This is a genomic window from Leisingera sp. JC1 (assembly GCF_001679925.1).
In the GTDB taxonomy this organism is placed as follows: domain Bacteria; phylum Pseudomonadota; class Alphaproteobacteria; order Rhodobacterales; family Rhodobacteraceae; genus Leisingera.
In genome coordinates this window covers 25,834-40,232 of record NZ_LYUZ01000002.1, presented here as the reverse complement: position 1 = coordinate 40,232, position 14,399 = coordinate 25,834, and the positions used below count along the sequence as shown (strand labels likewise).

The window sequence follows — 14,399 nt, the reverse complement described above, 5'->3', positions numbered from 1 at the left end:
TTTCAGGCCGGTCAGCCCGGATTGCCCAGAAGCTGGGTGATGCGGCGCACCGCGACGCGGCGGTTGGCGCGTTCGGCTGCCAGGGTGCTGACCGCCAGGTCGCTTTCGCCGTAGCCCTGCACCACCATGTTTTCCGGTGCCACGCCGAAATACTCCGTCAGCGCCAGCGCCACGGTTTCGGCGCGCCGGTCCGACAGGGCCAGGTTATAGGTCGCGGCGCCCACCGCATCGGTGTGGCCTTCGATCAGGAACACCTCGCCCGGGTTGCGGTCAATCAGCTCGCGCAGCGCGTTGCCCAGCGTCGCCAGTTCCTCTGCCTCCTGAGGTCGGATCACCGAGGAGCCGGTGTCGAAATTGACCGAATCCACGTTGATCACCGGCGTCAGGCGGCGCACCGCGTCGATGTTGCGGATCTGCGCCAGCGAGAAGCGGCGGTCCACCGTCTTGGCTTCCTGTGCAGCCAGCGCCGCGGCCAGGTCTTCGGCCGAGACCGCGCCGGTGCTGGAGAAGGCGCGGCGGTTGTCCTGCACCTGCGGCAGCTCATTGACCACCACTCGCTCGGCCTTTTGGGTGTCATCAAACAGAACCACGCTGCGGCCATCGGGCAGCAGTTTGGTGCGGCGCAGCACCCGGCCCTCGGCGGAGCGGATGGTTTCCACCTCAACCCCGTTCTCGCGCACCACCACGGTGCGGGTGGAGCCGTCCTGGAACCGGTAGGTGGTCACGTTCGAGCCCGGCTGGCGCAGCAGCGCGTCGTCGTCTTTCAGGACGCGGTACTGGCCGTCCTGCTCGACAATGGCGCGGTCGCCTGAGTTGGACACCACCTTGCCGCCGTTGTTGAGCAGGGTGCCGATCGCCAGCGCGCCAAGGCCGAGCAGGGCGTTGCGTTCGCGGGTCGACAGGCCGCTGTCGTCCTCAGTGGCGGCATTGGCCTGCGGCGCGGTCACTTGGGCTTCTGCCTGGGCGTTTTCATTGACCCCGGTTTCGAATTCCTCGTCAGAGCTGCGCGCGGTGTCCTCGGTGACCACTTCTTCGGTCACTTCCGCCTCGCCTTCGGAAACAGCGCCGTCTGCAGCTGCCGCGGCGGCGGCAGCAGGTTCGCTGGTTTCCTCGGCCAGGGCATCAGCCTGCGCCTGGCTGTCCTGTTCCACCAGTTCCGGATTGTCCGTTTCTTCAGCCGTCCCGCCTTGTGACTGGGCAAGGTCCGCAGCGATTTCCCCGGCGCTGGCGCCGGCGGATGCCTCACCGCTGCTATCAGCCTGGGGGTCGGTTTGAATCTCAGCCTCTGCCTGTGCTTCGGCCTGTGCCTCTGCCTGGGCCTGTTCCTCGGCTGCAGCCTGCGCCGCCGCTTCCGCTTGAGCTTGTTCCGCTGCGGCTTGTTCCTCGGCTTCAGCCGCGGCCTGTGCTTCTGCTGCGGCTTGAACTTCGGCCTCAGCCTGTGCTTGTTGTTCCGCTGCGGCCTGCGCTTCGGCTTCTTCTTGTGCCAAAGCCTCTGCCAGTGCCTGCGCTTCGGCTGCAGCCTGAGCTTCGGCCTCTACTTGCGCTTCGGCCTCTGCAGGCTGTTCCTGCGCGTCCTGCTGTCCGGTGGCTTCCGCCGCAGCTTCAGCCTGGGGCTGGTCTTCGCTGACGGTTTCGGTCTGGGCTTCCGCTACAGCTTCTGCCTGCGCCCCGGCTGCCTGTTCTGTGGCTGCCGAGACCTCTGCCTCCGAAGCACCGATGCCTGCCAGAACACTGGCGGATTGGAGGTCCGCGGGCAGGGCGGGGTCAAATGCGCCGGCGCCATATGCCTGGCAGAACTGTGCTACCTTGCCGTTCTTTTGTTCGATTTCTTCACCGGCTTCCAGCTTCTTCTGCCGCCGTTCGGCCCGCTTGCGGCAGCGGTCCACCAGATCGCCGATTTCTGCGGCGGACATCTGGCTGAGGTCAATCTGCTTGCCGCCCTGGTTTTGCGACAGGGCGGGAAGCGGGGCCGCCAGCGAGATCATCACTGCCAGCGCCGTGGATGATTTGAAAATTCCCGGTTTCATTACGGTTCCTTTCTTGTTCCGGCACATGGCCGCACAAGGATAACGGATAAACTCCGGGTTAGTTGCGCATCGTGCGGCAAAAAGAAAAGCCGCCCCGGTCTGGGACGGCTTTTGTCAGGCTGATATCCGCTTGCGGCTGAGCGTCAGACCGCCGGCGGCGGCACCATGCCGATGATGTCATAAGTCTGGCGCAGGATCGGTGCGGTGATCGCGCGGGCGCGTTCGGCGCCGCGGGCCAGGATCTTGTCGATCTCGTCCTGCTGCTGCATCAGCCGCGCCATCTCGGTGGAGATCGGCGCCAGCTTGGAAACCGCAAGATCCGCCAGCATCGGTTTGAATTCCGAGAATTGGCGGCCGCCCACATCAGCCAGAACCTCTTCCACGGTCTGCTCGTTCAGGGCCGCGTAGATGTTCACAAGGTTGCGGGCCTCGGGGCGGTCTTCCAGGCCTTTGACTTCGGAAGGCAGCGCCTCGGGATCGGTCTTGGCCTTGCGGATTTTCTTGGCGATGGCGTCGGCATCATCGGTCAGGTTGATGCGGCTGGCGTCCGAAGGATCGGATTTCGACATCTTCTTGGAGCCGTCGCGCAGGGACATGACGCGGGTGGCTGCGCCCTCGATCACCGGCTCGGTCTCCGGGAAGAAGTTGACGCCGTAGTCGTGGTTGAACTTGATCGCGATGTCGCGGGTCAGTTCCAGGTGCTGCTTCTGGTCCTCGCCCACCGGCACATGGGTGGCGTGGTAGACCAGGATGTCAGCTGCCATCAGCGCCGGGTAGGCAAACAGGCCCAGCGAGGCGTTCTGCTGGTTCTTGCCCGCCTTGTCCTTCCACTGGGTCATCCGCTGCATCCAGCCCATGCGGGCGACGCAGTTGAACACCCACGCCAGCTGCGCGTGCTCAGGCACCTGGGACTGGTTGATCAGGATCGAATCCTCGGGGTCGATGCCCGCGGCGATGAAACCGGCGCAGAGCTCGCGGGTGGACTTCTTGAGATCCGCGGGATCCTGCCAGACGGTGATCGCATGCAGGTCAACCATGCAGTAGATGGTCTCAACGTCCTTGGCCTGCCAGTCGACGAAGCGCTTCAATGCACCGAGGTAATTCCCCAAGTGCAGGTTGCCCGAAGGCTGGATCCCCGAAAACACGCGCGGGGTGAAGCTGGTTTCGCTCATCGCGGAAACTCCCGTCTGGAATTATGCACCATCGTCGCTTACCCATGGGGCCAGGATAGGTCAACAGGCGCGGGGCATTCCGTGCCGCAAGGAGTCCGCATGAGCAGTGAGCCCCATAATGCCCCCGTCAACCCGCTGCCCGCCGCCGTGGTGGCGCTGGTGCTGATTATCATCGGCATCGAGGCGGTGTTCTCGCTGGGCGCCCGCGGAATCCTGGGCGGGCCTGAGGCGATCGGCTGGCGGCTGGAGGCGATCCAGTCCTATGCGTTTTCCAGCGACATTTTCTGGTGGATGCAGGAAAGCGGGCGCTGGCTGCCGGAGCATCTGATGCGCTTCCTGTCCTATATCTTTGTGCATGGCGCCTTTACCCATGCGCTGTTTGTCTGCGTCTTTGTGCTGGCGATGGGCAAGATGGTGGGCGAGGTGATGGGCGATCTGGCGATGGTAATCATCTTCCTGCTGTCCGGTGCCGGCGGGGCACTGGGCTATGCGCTGCTGGTCAACTCGCCGGCGCCGCTGGTGGGCGGTTTTCCGGCGGTTTACGGGCTCATCGGGGCGTTCACGTTCCTGCTGTGGCGCTCGCTGGCCTCGGTCGGGGCGCAGCAGAGCCGCGCCTTCACGCTGATTGCCTTTCTGATGGGGGCGCAGCTGCTGTTCGGGCTGCTGTTTGGCGGCCAGAAGGACTGGGTGGCGGATCTGGCAGGTTTCGCCACCGGCTTTGGCCTGTCGTTCTTCCTTGCGCCGGGCGGCTGGGCGCGGATCAGGAACCGCATCCGCCACGATTGAAGCCCCGGGCTGCTCCCGCCCGCTGGTGACACCCCTGGCGGGGCATCGCCAGCCGTTGGGCCAGGCCGCGCAGACGCGCGGCGGGAAGAGCTGCTGAGAAGCGTTTCACCGGCAGGTTTGTCCTGAAGGCACCTAATCCAGTGTCTTGCCGGTCAGGCCCGCCCCGCCTCAAGGGGTAACCGCGCCTGCGGCGCGGCCGCTTGAGCGGCCACTGACACGGGATTGGCAAGCGGTATCATGCCTGCTTCCGGCGGCTGAGGGCGCTGCGGAATTCCGACAGGCGGAAGGCACCAAACGCCTGGCCTGCAGTGAAGTAGACTGCGCCGCCCAGCACCACTAGGCCCAGCAGCGACAGATAGCGCCAGTAGGGAAGGGTGAACAGCCAGCCTGCGGAGGCAGCCGCAGCATAGAGCACCGCTCCCATCACCGCGGAGGCTGCGAGGATGCGCCAAGCCCGGCGGCGGAAGCGGGCGTCGAACCGGGCTTCCTCACCCATGCTGCGGGCTCCGAGCCCCAGCAGCGCCACCATCGCCCAGCCGGCGGCAGAGGCGGCAATGGCGGGGGCAATCCATCCCAGTACCGGTTTCAACCCAAAGGCCAGTCCTGCATTCACCAGCATGGCCACCAGCGCGTAGCGGAACGGGGTCTTGGTGTCCTCGCGCGCGAAGTACAGCGGCTGCAGCACCTTTTGCAGCATGAAGGCCGGCAGGCCCGCGCCGTAGACGGCGACGGCAACGGCAATTGCGGCAACGTCTTCGGGGCCGGTGGCGCCGCGCTCGTAAAGCACGGAGACCAGCGGCACGGGCACGGTGATGAAGGCCACGGCGGAGGGGACGGCCAGAAGCAGCGAGAACTCTCCGGCGCGGGACAGGGCGTCTTGGGATCCGGCGCTGTCGCCGGCGCGCAGGCGGCGCGACAGGGCGGGCAGCAGAACGATACCGACCGCGATGCCCACGACCCCCAAGGGCAGCTGGTACAGGCGGTCGGCGATGAACAGCCAGCTGGCGGCCTTTTCGATGTCCGAGGCCACATACTGGCCGACGACAAGGTTGATCTGGGTGACCCCCATGGCAAGCGCCGCTGGCAGCGCCACCCGCATCAGATCGCTCATCTCGGTATTCCAGCGCGGCAGGCCGGGCCGCAGGGAGATGCCCGCCCGTTCAGCCGCGGCCCAGACCAGGGCCAGCTGCGCCACACCTGCAACCGGGATGGTCCAGACCAGCCAGACGACAACGTCACCGCCCAGGACAGCGCCGGCTGTCATTGCGGCGCAGGTGAAAATGTTGAGCAGCACCGGCGCAGCAGCGGCCGCTGCAAACCGCCCGGTGGCGTTCAGAACGCCGGAAAACAGCGCCGCCAGCGACATGAACAGGATGTAGGGAAAGACGATGTAGCCGTATCCCACGGCCATATCGAACCGTGCGTCACCAACAAAGCCGCCGGCTGTCAGCCAGACCAATCCTGGCATGAACACCATGCCCAGGCCGACAAGGCCCAGTACCGCAGCCGCCAGCAGATTAAAGGCCTGCTGGGCAAACCCCGCAGGGTCTTCTCCCGCCTCGTAGCGTTTGGAAAACGCCGGAACAAAGGCTGCGTTGAAGGCACCTTCAGCAAAGAAGCGGCGGAACAGGTTGGGCAGGCGGAAGGCCACGATGAAGGCGTCCAGCACAGGCCCCGGACCGATGAAGGCGGCAATCAGGATTTCGCGGGCAAAGCCCAGCAGGCGGCTGGCCAGGGTCCAGAAGCCAACTGTCAGGAAGCCTGACAGCAATTTGATCGGTTTCATGTATCCGCCCGTTTTGCGCCCTCGGCAATTGCCGCGCGCAGTTTCTTTTCCAGCGTCCGCTGCTTGGATTCCGCGTAGTATTTCAAGCCAAACATGTCCTTGACATAGAAGGCATCCACAACCTGCTCGCCATAGGTCGCGATCACCGCATTGGCAATGTAGACGTTGGCAGAGGCCAAGGTTCTGGCCAGATCATAGAGAAGCCCGGGCCGGTCGCGGGTGTCGACCTCGATGATGGTGTAGATTTCCGATCCTTCGTTGTCGAAGGTGATATGGGTCGGCACCTTGAAGGCTTTCTCGCGTTTCTTGATCTTGTCGCGGGATTTCAGCGCGTCGCGGGTGATCACCTCGCCCTTCAGGGTCTTTTCGATCATCTGCTTCAGCCGGTGCAGGCGGATCGGATCAAAGGGGTGGCCTTCGCTGTCCTGAATCCAGAAGGCATCGGTCACATAGCCGTCCTTGGTGGTGTAGGAGCGCGCATCAACCACATTGGCCCCGACCAGCGCCAGGGCGCCGGCGATGCGGGCAAAGATGCCGGGGTGGTCCTCCATCACGAAACAGGCGCGGGTGGCGTCGCGGTCCTCATCCGGGTAGAGCCGGATCATTACTTCGCCCGCATTCCCCTTGGCGGTGAAGTCGCGCAGCATTTCGGCGAAATCCACATGTGCGGTTACATGCAGGCCGTGCCAGTAGGGCGGATAGTGGCGGGCGGTCTCTGTCTTGAGGTCGGCCTTGGACCAGTCCGGCAATGCCTCGCGCAGGGCTTTCTTGGCGGATACACCGCGGTGTTCGCGGTTCAAGGCCTCCATGCCGCCCTCAAGCGCGGCGCGGGTCTGGCCGTAGAGCGCACGCAGCAGCGCGGCTTTCCAGTTGTTCCAGGTGTCCGGGCCGACGCCGCGGATATCGCATACGGTCAGCAGGAGCAGCAGGTCGAGCCGTTTCACTGTCTGCACCGCTTTGGCGAAATCGCGCACCGTGCGCGGGTCGGCAATGTCGCGCTTCTGTGCCATGTCGGACATCAGGAGGTGATAGCGCACCAGCCATTCCACGGTTTCGCATTCCGAGGGCTTCAGCCCCAGCCGCGGCGCCACCTTGCGGGCGATCTGAGCGCCCAGGATCGAATGGTCCTGCTCGCGGCCCTTGCCGATGTCGTGCAGCAGCATCGCCACCATCAGCACCTTGCGGTTAAGACCTTTGCGCAGGATTTCCGAGGACAGCGGCAGCTCATCTTCCAGCTCGCCGCGCTCGATAGCGGCAAAGTTGGCGATCACCTGAATGGTGTGCTCATCCACCGTGTAGGAGTGGTACATGTTGAACTGCATCATCGCCACGATGGGTTCGAATTCCGGCAGGAAGGCCGACAGCACCCCCAGTTCGTTCATCCGCCGCAGCGCGCGCTCGGAGTTGCCGTGTTTCAGCAGCAGGTCGAGGAAGAGCTTCCGCGCCTCCTTGTCGTTGCGCATGTCCTCGTCGATCAGATGCAGGTTGGCGGTCACCAGCCGCATTGCGTCCGGGTGGATCAGCATGCCGGTGCGCAGGGCTTCCTCGAACAGCCGCAGGAGGTTCAGCCTGTCTTGCAGGAACGCCTTGGGATCGATCACGTCCAGCCGGTTGTGCACCACCTTGTAGCCCGGCTTGATCCGCGGGCGGCGGCGGAAGATCCGCTCCAGCAGCGGCGCGTTCTTCTGCTGGCTGGCCTCCAGCTTGGTCAGGAAGATGCGGGTCAGGTCGCCGACGCGGGTGGCGTGGCGGAAATACTCCTGCATGAAGACTTCCACGCCGCGGCGGCCTGCCTTGTCCTCGTATCCCATGCGGCTGGCTACCTCGACCTGCAGGTCAAAGGTCAACTGTTCGGTGGCGCGCCCGGTTGCCAGATGGAGGTGTGAGCGAACTGCCCACAGGAAATTGGCGGCCTTGGTAAACAACTCCATCTCTTCAGCGCGGAACAGGCCGAGCGGCACCAGTTCTCTGGCGTCCTTTACCTGGTAGAGGTACTTGGCGATCCAGAACAGCGACTGCAGGTCGCGCAGGCCGCCCTTGCCCTCCTTCACGTTGGGCTCAACCATATAGCGCTGGCCCTGTTTCAGGTGGCGGGCATCGCGTTCTGCCAGCTTGGCCTCGACGAACTCCGGCGCGTCCTGGGAGAACAGCTCCTTTTTCAAGCGCTTGTCCAGCTCTTGGGCCAAGGGGGCGTGGCCGGCCAGAAACCGGTGCTCCAGCATTGCGGTGCGGATGGTGTAATCCTCGCCGCCAAGCCGGATGCAATCCTTGATGGTGCGGCTGGAATGGCCGATCTTCAGCCGCAGGTCCCATAGGATGTAAAGCATGGATTCGATCACGCTCTCAGCCCAGGCGGTGATCTTGTAGGGGGTCAGGAACAGCAGATCGACGTCCGAGGCCGGTGCCATTTCGCCGCGCCCGTAGCCGCCAACGGCCATGACAGCGATCCGTTCGCCGCGGGTCGGGGTTGCCAGCGGGTGCAGCAGCTCGCTTGCGACGTACAGGGCTGTGGTCACAAGCCCGTCGGTGAGAAACGTGTAGGAGCGGGTCAGGTCCCGCGCCGCAAAGGGTTTGTCCGCGAAAGCTTCGGCAATGGCTGCGCGGCCGGTCTTGTTCGCAGCCTTGAGGATCTTCACGGTTTCCGCGCGCAGGGCCGCAGGGGAAGTGTCTTCTGCCAGCGCTTTGATCTGCGAGCGGATGCCGCCCGCGTCAAAAATCTCCGCCGGGCCGCAGATCAGCGGGCCCAGCGGTTCAGGATGGCCGGTAACTGAGGGCTGTGCCAGGGCGGCGGGCTCAGAAGCCTGCGCCGCCGAAGCTGCTTGGGGCTGGGTCAATGATCACGACCTTCTGTTCCTGGATGGTGGCAACGGCCAGCCCGCGCTCATTGGTGCCATCGGGCCGCAGGCGGAAAATGCCGCCAGCCCCCTGGAAGCCTGCGCCCTGGGTCAGGGCGCCCGCGGTCAGCGCGTCGGATTTTCCGGCCGCAACCAGCGCGCCGATGGCGGCAATGCCGTCATAAGCCAGGCTGCCGATGGAATGCGGCGCGGCGCCGTAGCTGGCCTGGTAGCGGGCGCTGAACTGCTGGACCTTGCTTTGGTCCGGCAGCGCAAACCAGCCGCCCTGAACGCCGGGCAGGGCCAGGGTCTGGGGCGGGATGTCCCAGCGGGTCAGGCCAATGTACTGCTTTTCTGCCGGGTCAACACCGGCTTCCGGCAGCAGCTGGGCCAGCAGCGGCAGCGCGCCTGCGGTGGTCGAGGTCAGGAAAACCGCATCCGCACCGGCCGCCTGGGAACGGATGCTGGGAATGGCATTGATCACACCCTGTTGCGACAGCTCGTAACCGACGCTGCCGGCGATGCTCACGCCGCTCTGGCCTGCAGCGCGCTGGATTGCGCTGCGCCCGGCGCTGCCTGCAGCGTCATTGCCGCCAACAACCAGAATGTTGCGCTTCCCGTTGCGGGCGGCAAAGCTGGTCAGCCGGCGGGCTGTATTGTCAAAGGTCGGCCCAAGGATAAAGACATTGCCGCCTGCAATTGCCGGGTTGTTCGAAAACGCCAGCACGTTCACGCCGCGCTGACGCGCCGCGATACCGGCGGCGTTGGCCGCCTCGGCGTAAACCGGGCCGAGGATCACGCGGGCCCCGTCCTTCAGCGCCTGCTGCGCGGCGCCAGAGGCCACTTCGGGACTGCCTGCGGTGTCATAGACCCGCAGGTCGATCTGCACCCCGTCCAGATCGGCGATGGCCATGCGGGCTGCGTTTTCCAAGCTCTTTGCCAGCACGGCGTCACCCTGCTGGGCAGAGCCGCGCGGCACCAGCAGCGCCACCGGAACCGGCTTGGAGGTGTTGATGGTCGGCCCGGTGCCGACGGCAATCGGGTCACAGGCGGTCAGGGCGATGGCGGAAATGGCCGCGGCGGCTGTCAGAGCCGCCTTGCGGGCGCGTTTGAAAACAGCAAACATAATGGCTTGAAACTCCGTTCTCCCGGCGCGTCAGCGCCGTGTGGGTTTTAGGGCGGATCATAAACGACCAAAAAGGCGGGTCCAGCGTTGAATCACCAGAATGTCATATTGTCCCCCGGGCTTTACTTTGTTGCCACGCCGATCGGCACCGCCCGCGACATTACCCTGCGGGCGCTGGATGTGCTGGCCTCGGCCGATGTGCTCGCGGCTGAGGATACACGCTCGCTGCGCAAGCTGATGGAGATTCACGGCGTGCCGCTGGGCGGACGGCGGATCATCGCCTACCACGACCACAGCGGCACCGGTGCGCGGGCGAAACTGCTGGAGGCGATAGCAGAGGGTAAATCGGTTGCCTATGCGTCTGAGGCCGGGATGCCGCTGATTGCTGATCCCGGATTTGACCTCAGCCGTGCTGCAGCGGAGGCAGGCCATTCCGTCACTTGCGCTCCCGGCGCCTCTGCTGCGGCTACCGCGCTGACGCTGGCGGGGCTGCCGACGGATGCGTTCTTTTTTGCCGGTTTCCTTCCCAATGCCTCCGGCGCCCGGCGCAAGCGGCTGGAGGAGTTGCGGGAAATCCCCGGCACGCTGATTTTCTATGAATCCCCGAAACGGGTGGCGGCTTCGGTTTCCGATATGGCGGCGGTGCTGGGCGACCGACCTGCCGCGCTGTGCCGCGAACTGACCAAGAAATTCGAAGAGGTGCGCCGCGCACCGCTGATGGAACTGGCTGCCGGGCTGGAGGAGACCCCGGTCAAGGGCGAGATCGTGCTGCTGGTTGACCGCGCGCAGGAGGCTGAGATCAGCGAGGGCGACCTGGAAAGCGACCTGCAGGCGGCCTTGCAGGGCAATTCGGTCAAGGACGCCGCCGGGATCGTCGCGGAGATGCACGGGCTGCCCCGGCGCAAGGTTTATCAGCTGGCGCTGCAACTGGCGAAGGGCGCGTGAACTATGAGCCGCACCCGCCAGCACCGCGGTGCCCGCGCGCATCTGGCCGGTGAAGCGGCGGAAGAAATCGTCGCGCGCCACTATGAAAACCGCGGCTACACCGTGGCCGAGCGCCGATGGCGGGGGCCGGGCGGCGAGATCGACCTGATCCTGCGCGGCCCCGAAGAACTGGTGTTTGTGGAGGTGAAGCACAGTGCCACCAGCGCCAACGCGGCGCTGCGCATCACACCGCGGCAGGCGGAGCGGATCTATGCCAGCGCCGGGCAGTATCTCGAAAATGAACCCAAGGGCCAGTTGACGCCGGTCCGGTTCGACGCGGCGCTGGTCGATGGCACTGGCGCGGTGGAGATTATCGAAAACGCCATCGGCTTTGACTGATCCGCAGCTGCCCCATTGAACCCCGGCGTTCTGTGGGCCATGTATTCGGGCAGCTTACGAGGGATACTGCCATGAAAATCGCCTTCCAGATGGACCCGGTCATGGGCGTGAACATCAACGCCGACAGCAGCTTCCGCCTGGCCGAGGAAGCCCAGGCGCGCGGCCATGAGCTGTTTTATTACGGCCCCGACCAGCTGGCCTATCAGGAAGGCCGCATCACTGCCCGCGGACATGATATGGCCGTGCAGCGGGTGGAAGGCGCCCCGGCGGTGCTGGGGCCTGAACGCGAGGTTGATCTGGCGGAATTCGACGTGGTCTGGCTGCGCCAGGACCCGCCGTTTGACATGCACTACATCACCTCGACCCACCTGCTGGACATGCTGAAGGGCAAAGCGCTGGTGGTGAACGATCCGTTCTGGGTGCGCAACTACCCGGAAAAGCTGCTGGTGCTGAACTTCCCGGAGCTGACCCCGCCCACGACAATCGCCCGCGACCTGCAGACCATCAAGGCGTTCAAGGAAAAGCATGGCGACGTGATCCTGAAGCCGCTTTACGGCAATGGCGGCGCGGGAGTGTTCCGGCTGGATGCCAATGACCGCAACCTCACCTCGCTGCATGAGCTGTTCACCGGCTTCAGCCGCGAGCCGCTGATCGTGCAGAAATTCCTGCCGGACGTCAGCAACGGCGACAAGCGGGTGATCCTGGTTGACGGCGAGCCGGTGGGGGCGATCAACCGTGTGCCCGCGGCGGGCGAGACCCGGTCGAACATGCATGTGGGCGGCCGTCCCGAGAAGATCGGGTTGAGCGAGCGTGACCTGGAGATCTGCGCGGCGATCGGCCCGCTGCTGCGCGAGAAGGGCCAGATTTTTGTCGGTATCGACGTGATTGGCGACTACCTGACCGAGATCAACGTGACCTCGCCCACCGGTATTCAAGAGCTGGAGCGTTTTGACGGTGTGAATATCGCAGAGAAGGTCTGGCAGGCGATCGAAGCGAAGGTCTGACGTGTGCTCCGGCTCCGGGTCAACCCGGCAGCCGGAAGCTCAGCGCCTCGGCGAAATGCTTGCGCTGCACCTGTTCCTCGCAGGCCAGATCCGCAATGGTGCGCGCGACCCGCAGCACCCGGTGGTAGCCGCGCGCACTGAGGCCGAAACGTTCCGCCGCGCGAACCAGCAGGTCGCGGCTTTCGGCGTCAGGGGCGGCAATTTCCTCCAGCAGCGCGCCCTCGGCATCGGCGTTCTGGCGCAGGCCGGGATGGCCCTGGAAACGGGCGGTCTGCATCTCCCGGGCAATCGCCACGCGCTGCGCAACCTCGGCAGAACCCTCGGCGCTGGGCGGCAGCTCCAGGTCGGCCACATCCACTGGCGGCACGTCCAGATGCAGGTCGAAGCGGTCCAGCAGAGGGCCTGAAATCCGGCCCAGATAGTTCGCCCCGCAAATTGGGGCTTGAGAGCAGGCGCGGTTGGCATCGGCCAGATAGCCGCATTTGCAGGGGTTGGCGGCTGCCACCAGCATGAAGCGGCTGGGGTATTTCACATGGGCATTGGCGCGCGCCACCATCACCTCTCCGGTTTCCAGAGGCTGGCGCAGGGTTTCCAGCACCGGGCGGCCGAACTCCGGCAGCTCGTCCAGAAACAGCACGCCGTTGTGGGCCAGGCTGATTTCGCCCGGCTGCGCCCGACGCCCGCCGCCCGCAATTGCGGCCATGGAGGCCGTGTGGTGCGGCTCGCGGAAAGGGCGGGCGCGGCTGATGCCGCCCTCGTCGATCAGCCCGCAGAGGGAATGGATCATCGAGGTTTCCAGCGCCTCCGCCGGCGTGAGCGGCGGCAGGATCGAGGGCAACCGCGCCGCCAGCATCGACTTGCCCGACCCTGGCGGGCCGACCATCAGCATGTGATGGCGCCCGGCGGCGGCGATTTCCAGCGCCCGTTTTGCGATCTCCTGTCCTTTCACATCGCGCAGGTCCTTGCCGCCCAGACCGGTAATGGCCTCACCCGGCGTGGCAGGTTCGATGCGACGCTGGCCGGTGAAATGCTGCACCACCTCTGTCAGGGTGGCTGCGCCGATCACCTGCGCCGCGTCGACCCAGGCGGCCTCCGGCCCTGAGGGCTTCGGGCAAAGTAGCATCCTGCCTTCCTCAGCTGCCGTGACCGCAGCGGGCAGGGCCCCGGCCACCGGCATCAGCTGACCGTCGAGCGACAGTTCTCCAAGGGCAATGGTTTCCTCAGCTTTTTCCGCCGGAACGATGCCGATGGCCGCCAGCAGAGCCAGCGCAATCGGCAGGTCGAAATGGCTGCCCTCCTTGGGCAGGTCGGCGGGCGACAGGTTTATGGTGATCCGGCGTGAGGGCAGGGCGATGGACATTGCCGCAAAGGCGGCCCGTACCCTTTCACGGGCTTCCTGCACCGCCTTGTCCGGCAGGCCGACCACCGAGAAGGCGGGCAATCCGGGGGCAACGGCGCATTGCACTTCGACCTGGCGGGCTTCGACGCCTTGAAAAGCAACTGTGTAGGACCGTGCTGTCATCTCTCCCCGCCTTCTGAAAGGTCAGGGAGAGATGCTTGGCAATCGTGGTTTCTGATTGGTTAACGTGACCGGGTGCACCCCGCGAATTCACGCAGATTTCGCGCAGGCTGCCGGTTCAGTCCAGCGACCAGGGCCGCTTCGGCAGGTCCATTGCATAGGGTTCCGGGTCATAGCTGACCTCCTGCGCCAGGGTTTGCCAGTGCAGGACCGCCGGGTCGGACAGCAGGAGCTTGCAATAGGCGCGGGTTTCTGCGGACACGGGCAGGCCATATCCCACGATCCGGGCCGCAACCGGCGTGTAGAACACATCTGCCAGAGAATATTCCCCGAACAGGTAACCGCTGCCAAGGCCGGAAATCTTTCGGGCGTGGGCAAACAGCGCCTCAATCCGGTCCAGGTCGGCCTTTACTTCGCGCGACACCTCGAAGCCTTCGTAGATATGCGCCAGCTGCATCGGGCATTCACCGCGCAAGGCCGAGAAGCCGCCAACCATTTCCGCTGCCAGCCAGCGCGCCGTTGCGCGCTGCGCCGGATCCGCGGGCCAGAGGCCGGCATCCGGGTGTCGTTCGGCCAGGGTTTCGGCAATGGCCAGGCTTTCGCCCACCACCAGCCCCTCCGGAGTGCGCAGCGCGGGCACCAGCCGTGCCGGGGTCAGATGCGCCATTTCCTGCGCCATGGTTCCGGAATAAAGCCCCACCATATGCACCGTATGGGGCAGGGAGAATTTTTCGAGCATGAGCCAGCCGCGCAATGACCAGCTGGAATACATGCGGTCGCCAATATAGATTTCATAAGCCATGGCAGGAGGCTAGCGCGGGG

Annotated in this window: 11 protein-coding genes; 4 read left to right on the top strand and 7 right to left on the bottom strand. The window is 65.0% G+C overall.

What is annotated here, in order from left to right:
• Positions 1-11: 11 nt before the first annotated feature.
• Positions 12-2,027 carry an OmpA family protein gene (locus A9D60_RS02215; RefSeq protein ID WP_065266103.1) on the bottom strand — a complete coding sequence of 672 codons (2,016 nt, stop codon included), beginning with the start codon at positions 2,025-2,027 and terminating at the stop codon, positions 12-14.
• A 143-nt stretch (positions 2,028-2,170) separates the two neighbouring features.
• Positions 2,171-3,199, bottom strand: a complete 1,029-nt coding sequence (gene trpS, locus A9D60_RS02210) for a tryptophan--tRNA ligase (protein ID WP_065266102.1) — start codon at positions 3,197-3,199, stop codon at positions 2,171-2,173.
• A 99-nt stretch (positions 3,200-3,298) separates the two neighbouring features.
• Here trpS and A9D60_RS02205 point away from each other — a divergent pair, with 99 nt between their 5' ends.
• Positions 3,299-3,985: a rhomboid family intramembrane serine protease gene (locus A9D60_RS02205; protein ID WP_065266101.1), complete on the top strand. Its 687-nt coding sequence runs from the start codon at positions 3,299-3,301 to the stop codon at positions 3,983-3,985.
• Positions 3,986-4,220: 235 nt separating this feature from the next.
• On the opposite strand, the gene murJ is transcribed toward A9D60_RS02205, so the two are convergent.
• The 3 genes from murJ to A9D60_RS02190 are packed head-to-tail and all read right to left on the bottom strand — an operon-like array spanning position 4,221 to position 9,731.
• Entirely contained in the window at positions 4,221-5,771 is a 1,551-nt protein-coding gene (gene murJ, locus A9D60_RS02200; protein ID WP_065266100.1) for a murein biosynthesis integral membrane protein MurJ, read from the bottom strand.
• Positions 5,768-8,605 (bottom strand): [protein-PII] uridylyltransferase, encoded by a 2,838-nt coding sequence (locus tag A9D60_RS02195; RefSeq protein WP_083194069.1) that lies wholly within the window; start codon positions 8,603-8,605, stop codon positions 5,768-5,770. The genes murJ and A9D60_RS02195 overlap by 4 nt, the downstream gene beginning before the upstream one ends.
• The gene (locus A9D60_RS02190; protein ID WP_065266099.1) at positions 8,565-9,731 is read right to left on the bottom strand and encodes a penicillin-binding protein activator; all 1,167 of its coding nucleotides are present in this window, start codon (positions 9,729-9,731) and stop codon (positions 8,565-8,567) included. Before A9D60_RS02190 ends, A9D60_RS02195 begins: the two co-directional genes overlap by 41 nt.
• An 87-nt stretch (positions 9,732-9,818) precedes the next feature.
• Here A9D60_RS02190 and rsmI point away from each other — a divergent pair, with 87 nt between their 5' ends.
• From rsmI to gshB, 3 genes are all read left to right on the top strand, one after another.
• Complete coding sequence (rsmI, locus tag A9D60_RS02185; protein ID WP_065266098.1) at positions 9,819-10,676, top strand: 16S rRNA (cytidine(1402)-2'-O)-methyltransferase; 858 nt, start codon at positions 9,819-9,821, stop codon at positions 10,674-10,676.
• Between the two features lie 3 nt (positions 10,677-10,679).
• Positions 10,680-11,054 carry a YraN family protein gene (locus A9D60_RS02180; protein ID WP_065266097.1) on the top strand — a complete coding sequence of 125 codons (375 nt, stop codon included), beginning with the start codon at positions 10,680-10,682 and terminating at the stop codon, positions 11,052-11,054.
• Between the two features lie 71 nt (positions 11,055-11,125).
• Positions 11,126-12,058 carry a glutathione synthase gene (gene gshB / locus A9D60_RS02175; RefSeq protein ID WP_065266096.1) on the top strand — a complete coding sequence of 311 codons (933 nt, stop codon included), beginning with the start codon at positions 11,126-11,128 and terminating at the stop codon, positions 12,056-12,058.
• Between the two features lie 19 nt (positions 12,059-12,077).
• Here gshB and A9D60_RS02170 read toward each other — a convergent pair whose 3' ends face one another.
• Together A9D60_RS02170 and A9D60_RS02165 are read right to left on the bottom strand one after the other, a co-directional pair.
• Entirely contained in the window at positions 12,078-13,580 is a 1,503-nt protein-coding gene (locus A9D60_RS02170) for a YifB family Mg chelatase-like AAA ATPase (RefSeq protein ID WP_065266095.1), read from the bottom strand.
• Between the two features lie 115 nt (positions 13,581-13,695).
• Positions 13,696-14,379: a glutathione S-transferase gene (locus A9D60_RS02165; RefSeq protein ID WP_065266094.1), complete on the bottom strand. Its 684-nt coding sequence runs from the start codon at positions 14,377-14,379 to the stop codon at positions 13,696-13,698.
• Positions 14,380-14,399 lie beyond the last annotated feature (20 nt).

Coding starts and splice junctions, on each gene's coding strand:
- A9D60_RS02205 (WP_065266101.1), top strand. CDS start 3,299: ATGAGCAGTGAGCCCCATAATGCCCCCGTCAACCCGCTGCCCGCCGCC.
- A9D60_RS02215 (WP_065266103.1), bottom strand. CDS start 2,027: ATGAAACCGGGAATTTTCAAATCATCCACGGCGCTGGCAGTGATGATC.
- A9D60_RS02165 (WP_065266094.1), bottom strand. CDS start 14,379: ATGGCTTATGAAATCTATATTGGCGACCGCATGTATTCCAGCTGGTCA.
- A9D60_RS02170 (WP_065266095.1), bottom strand. CDS start 13,580: ATGACAGCACGGTCCTACACAGTTGCTTTTCAAGGCGTCGAAGCCCGC.
- trpS (WP_065266102.1), bottom strand. CDS start 3,199: ATGAGCGAAACCAGCTTCACCCCGCGCGTGTTTTCGGGGATCCAGCCT.
- murJ (WP_065266100.1), bottom strand. CDS start 5,771: ATGAAACCGATCAAATTGCTGTCAGGCTTCCTGACAGTTGGCTTCTGG.
- A9D60_RS02190 (WP_065266099.1), bottom strand. CDS start 9,731: ATGTTTGCTGTTTTCAAACGCGCCCGCAAGGCGGCTCTGACAGCCGCC.
- A9D60_RS02180 (WP_065266097.1), top strand. CDS start 10,680: ATGAGCCGCACCCGCCAGCACCGCGGTGCCCGCGCGCATCTGGCCGGT.
- gshB (WP_065266096.1), top strand. CDS start 11,126: ATGAAAATCGCCTTCCAGATGGACCCGGTCATGGGCGTGAACATCAAC.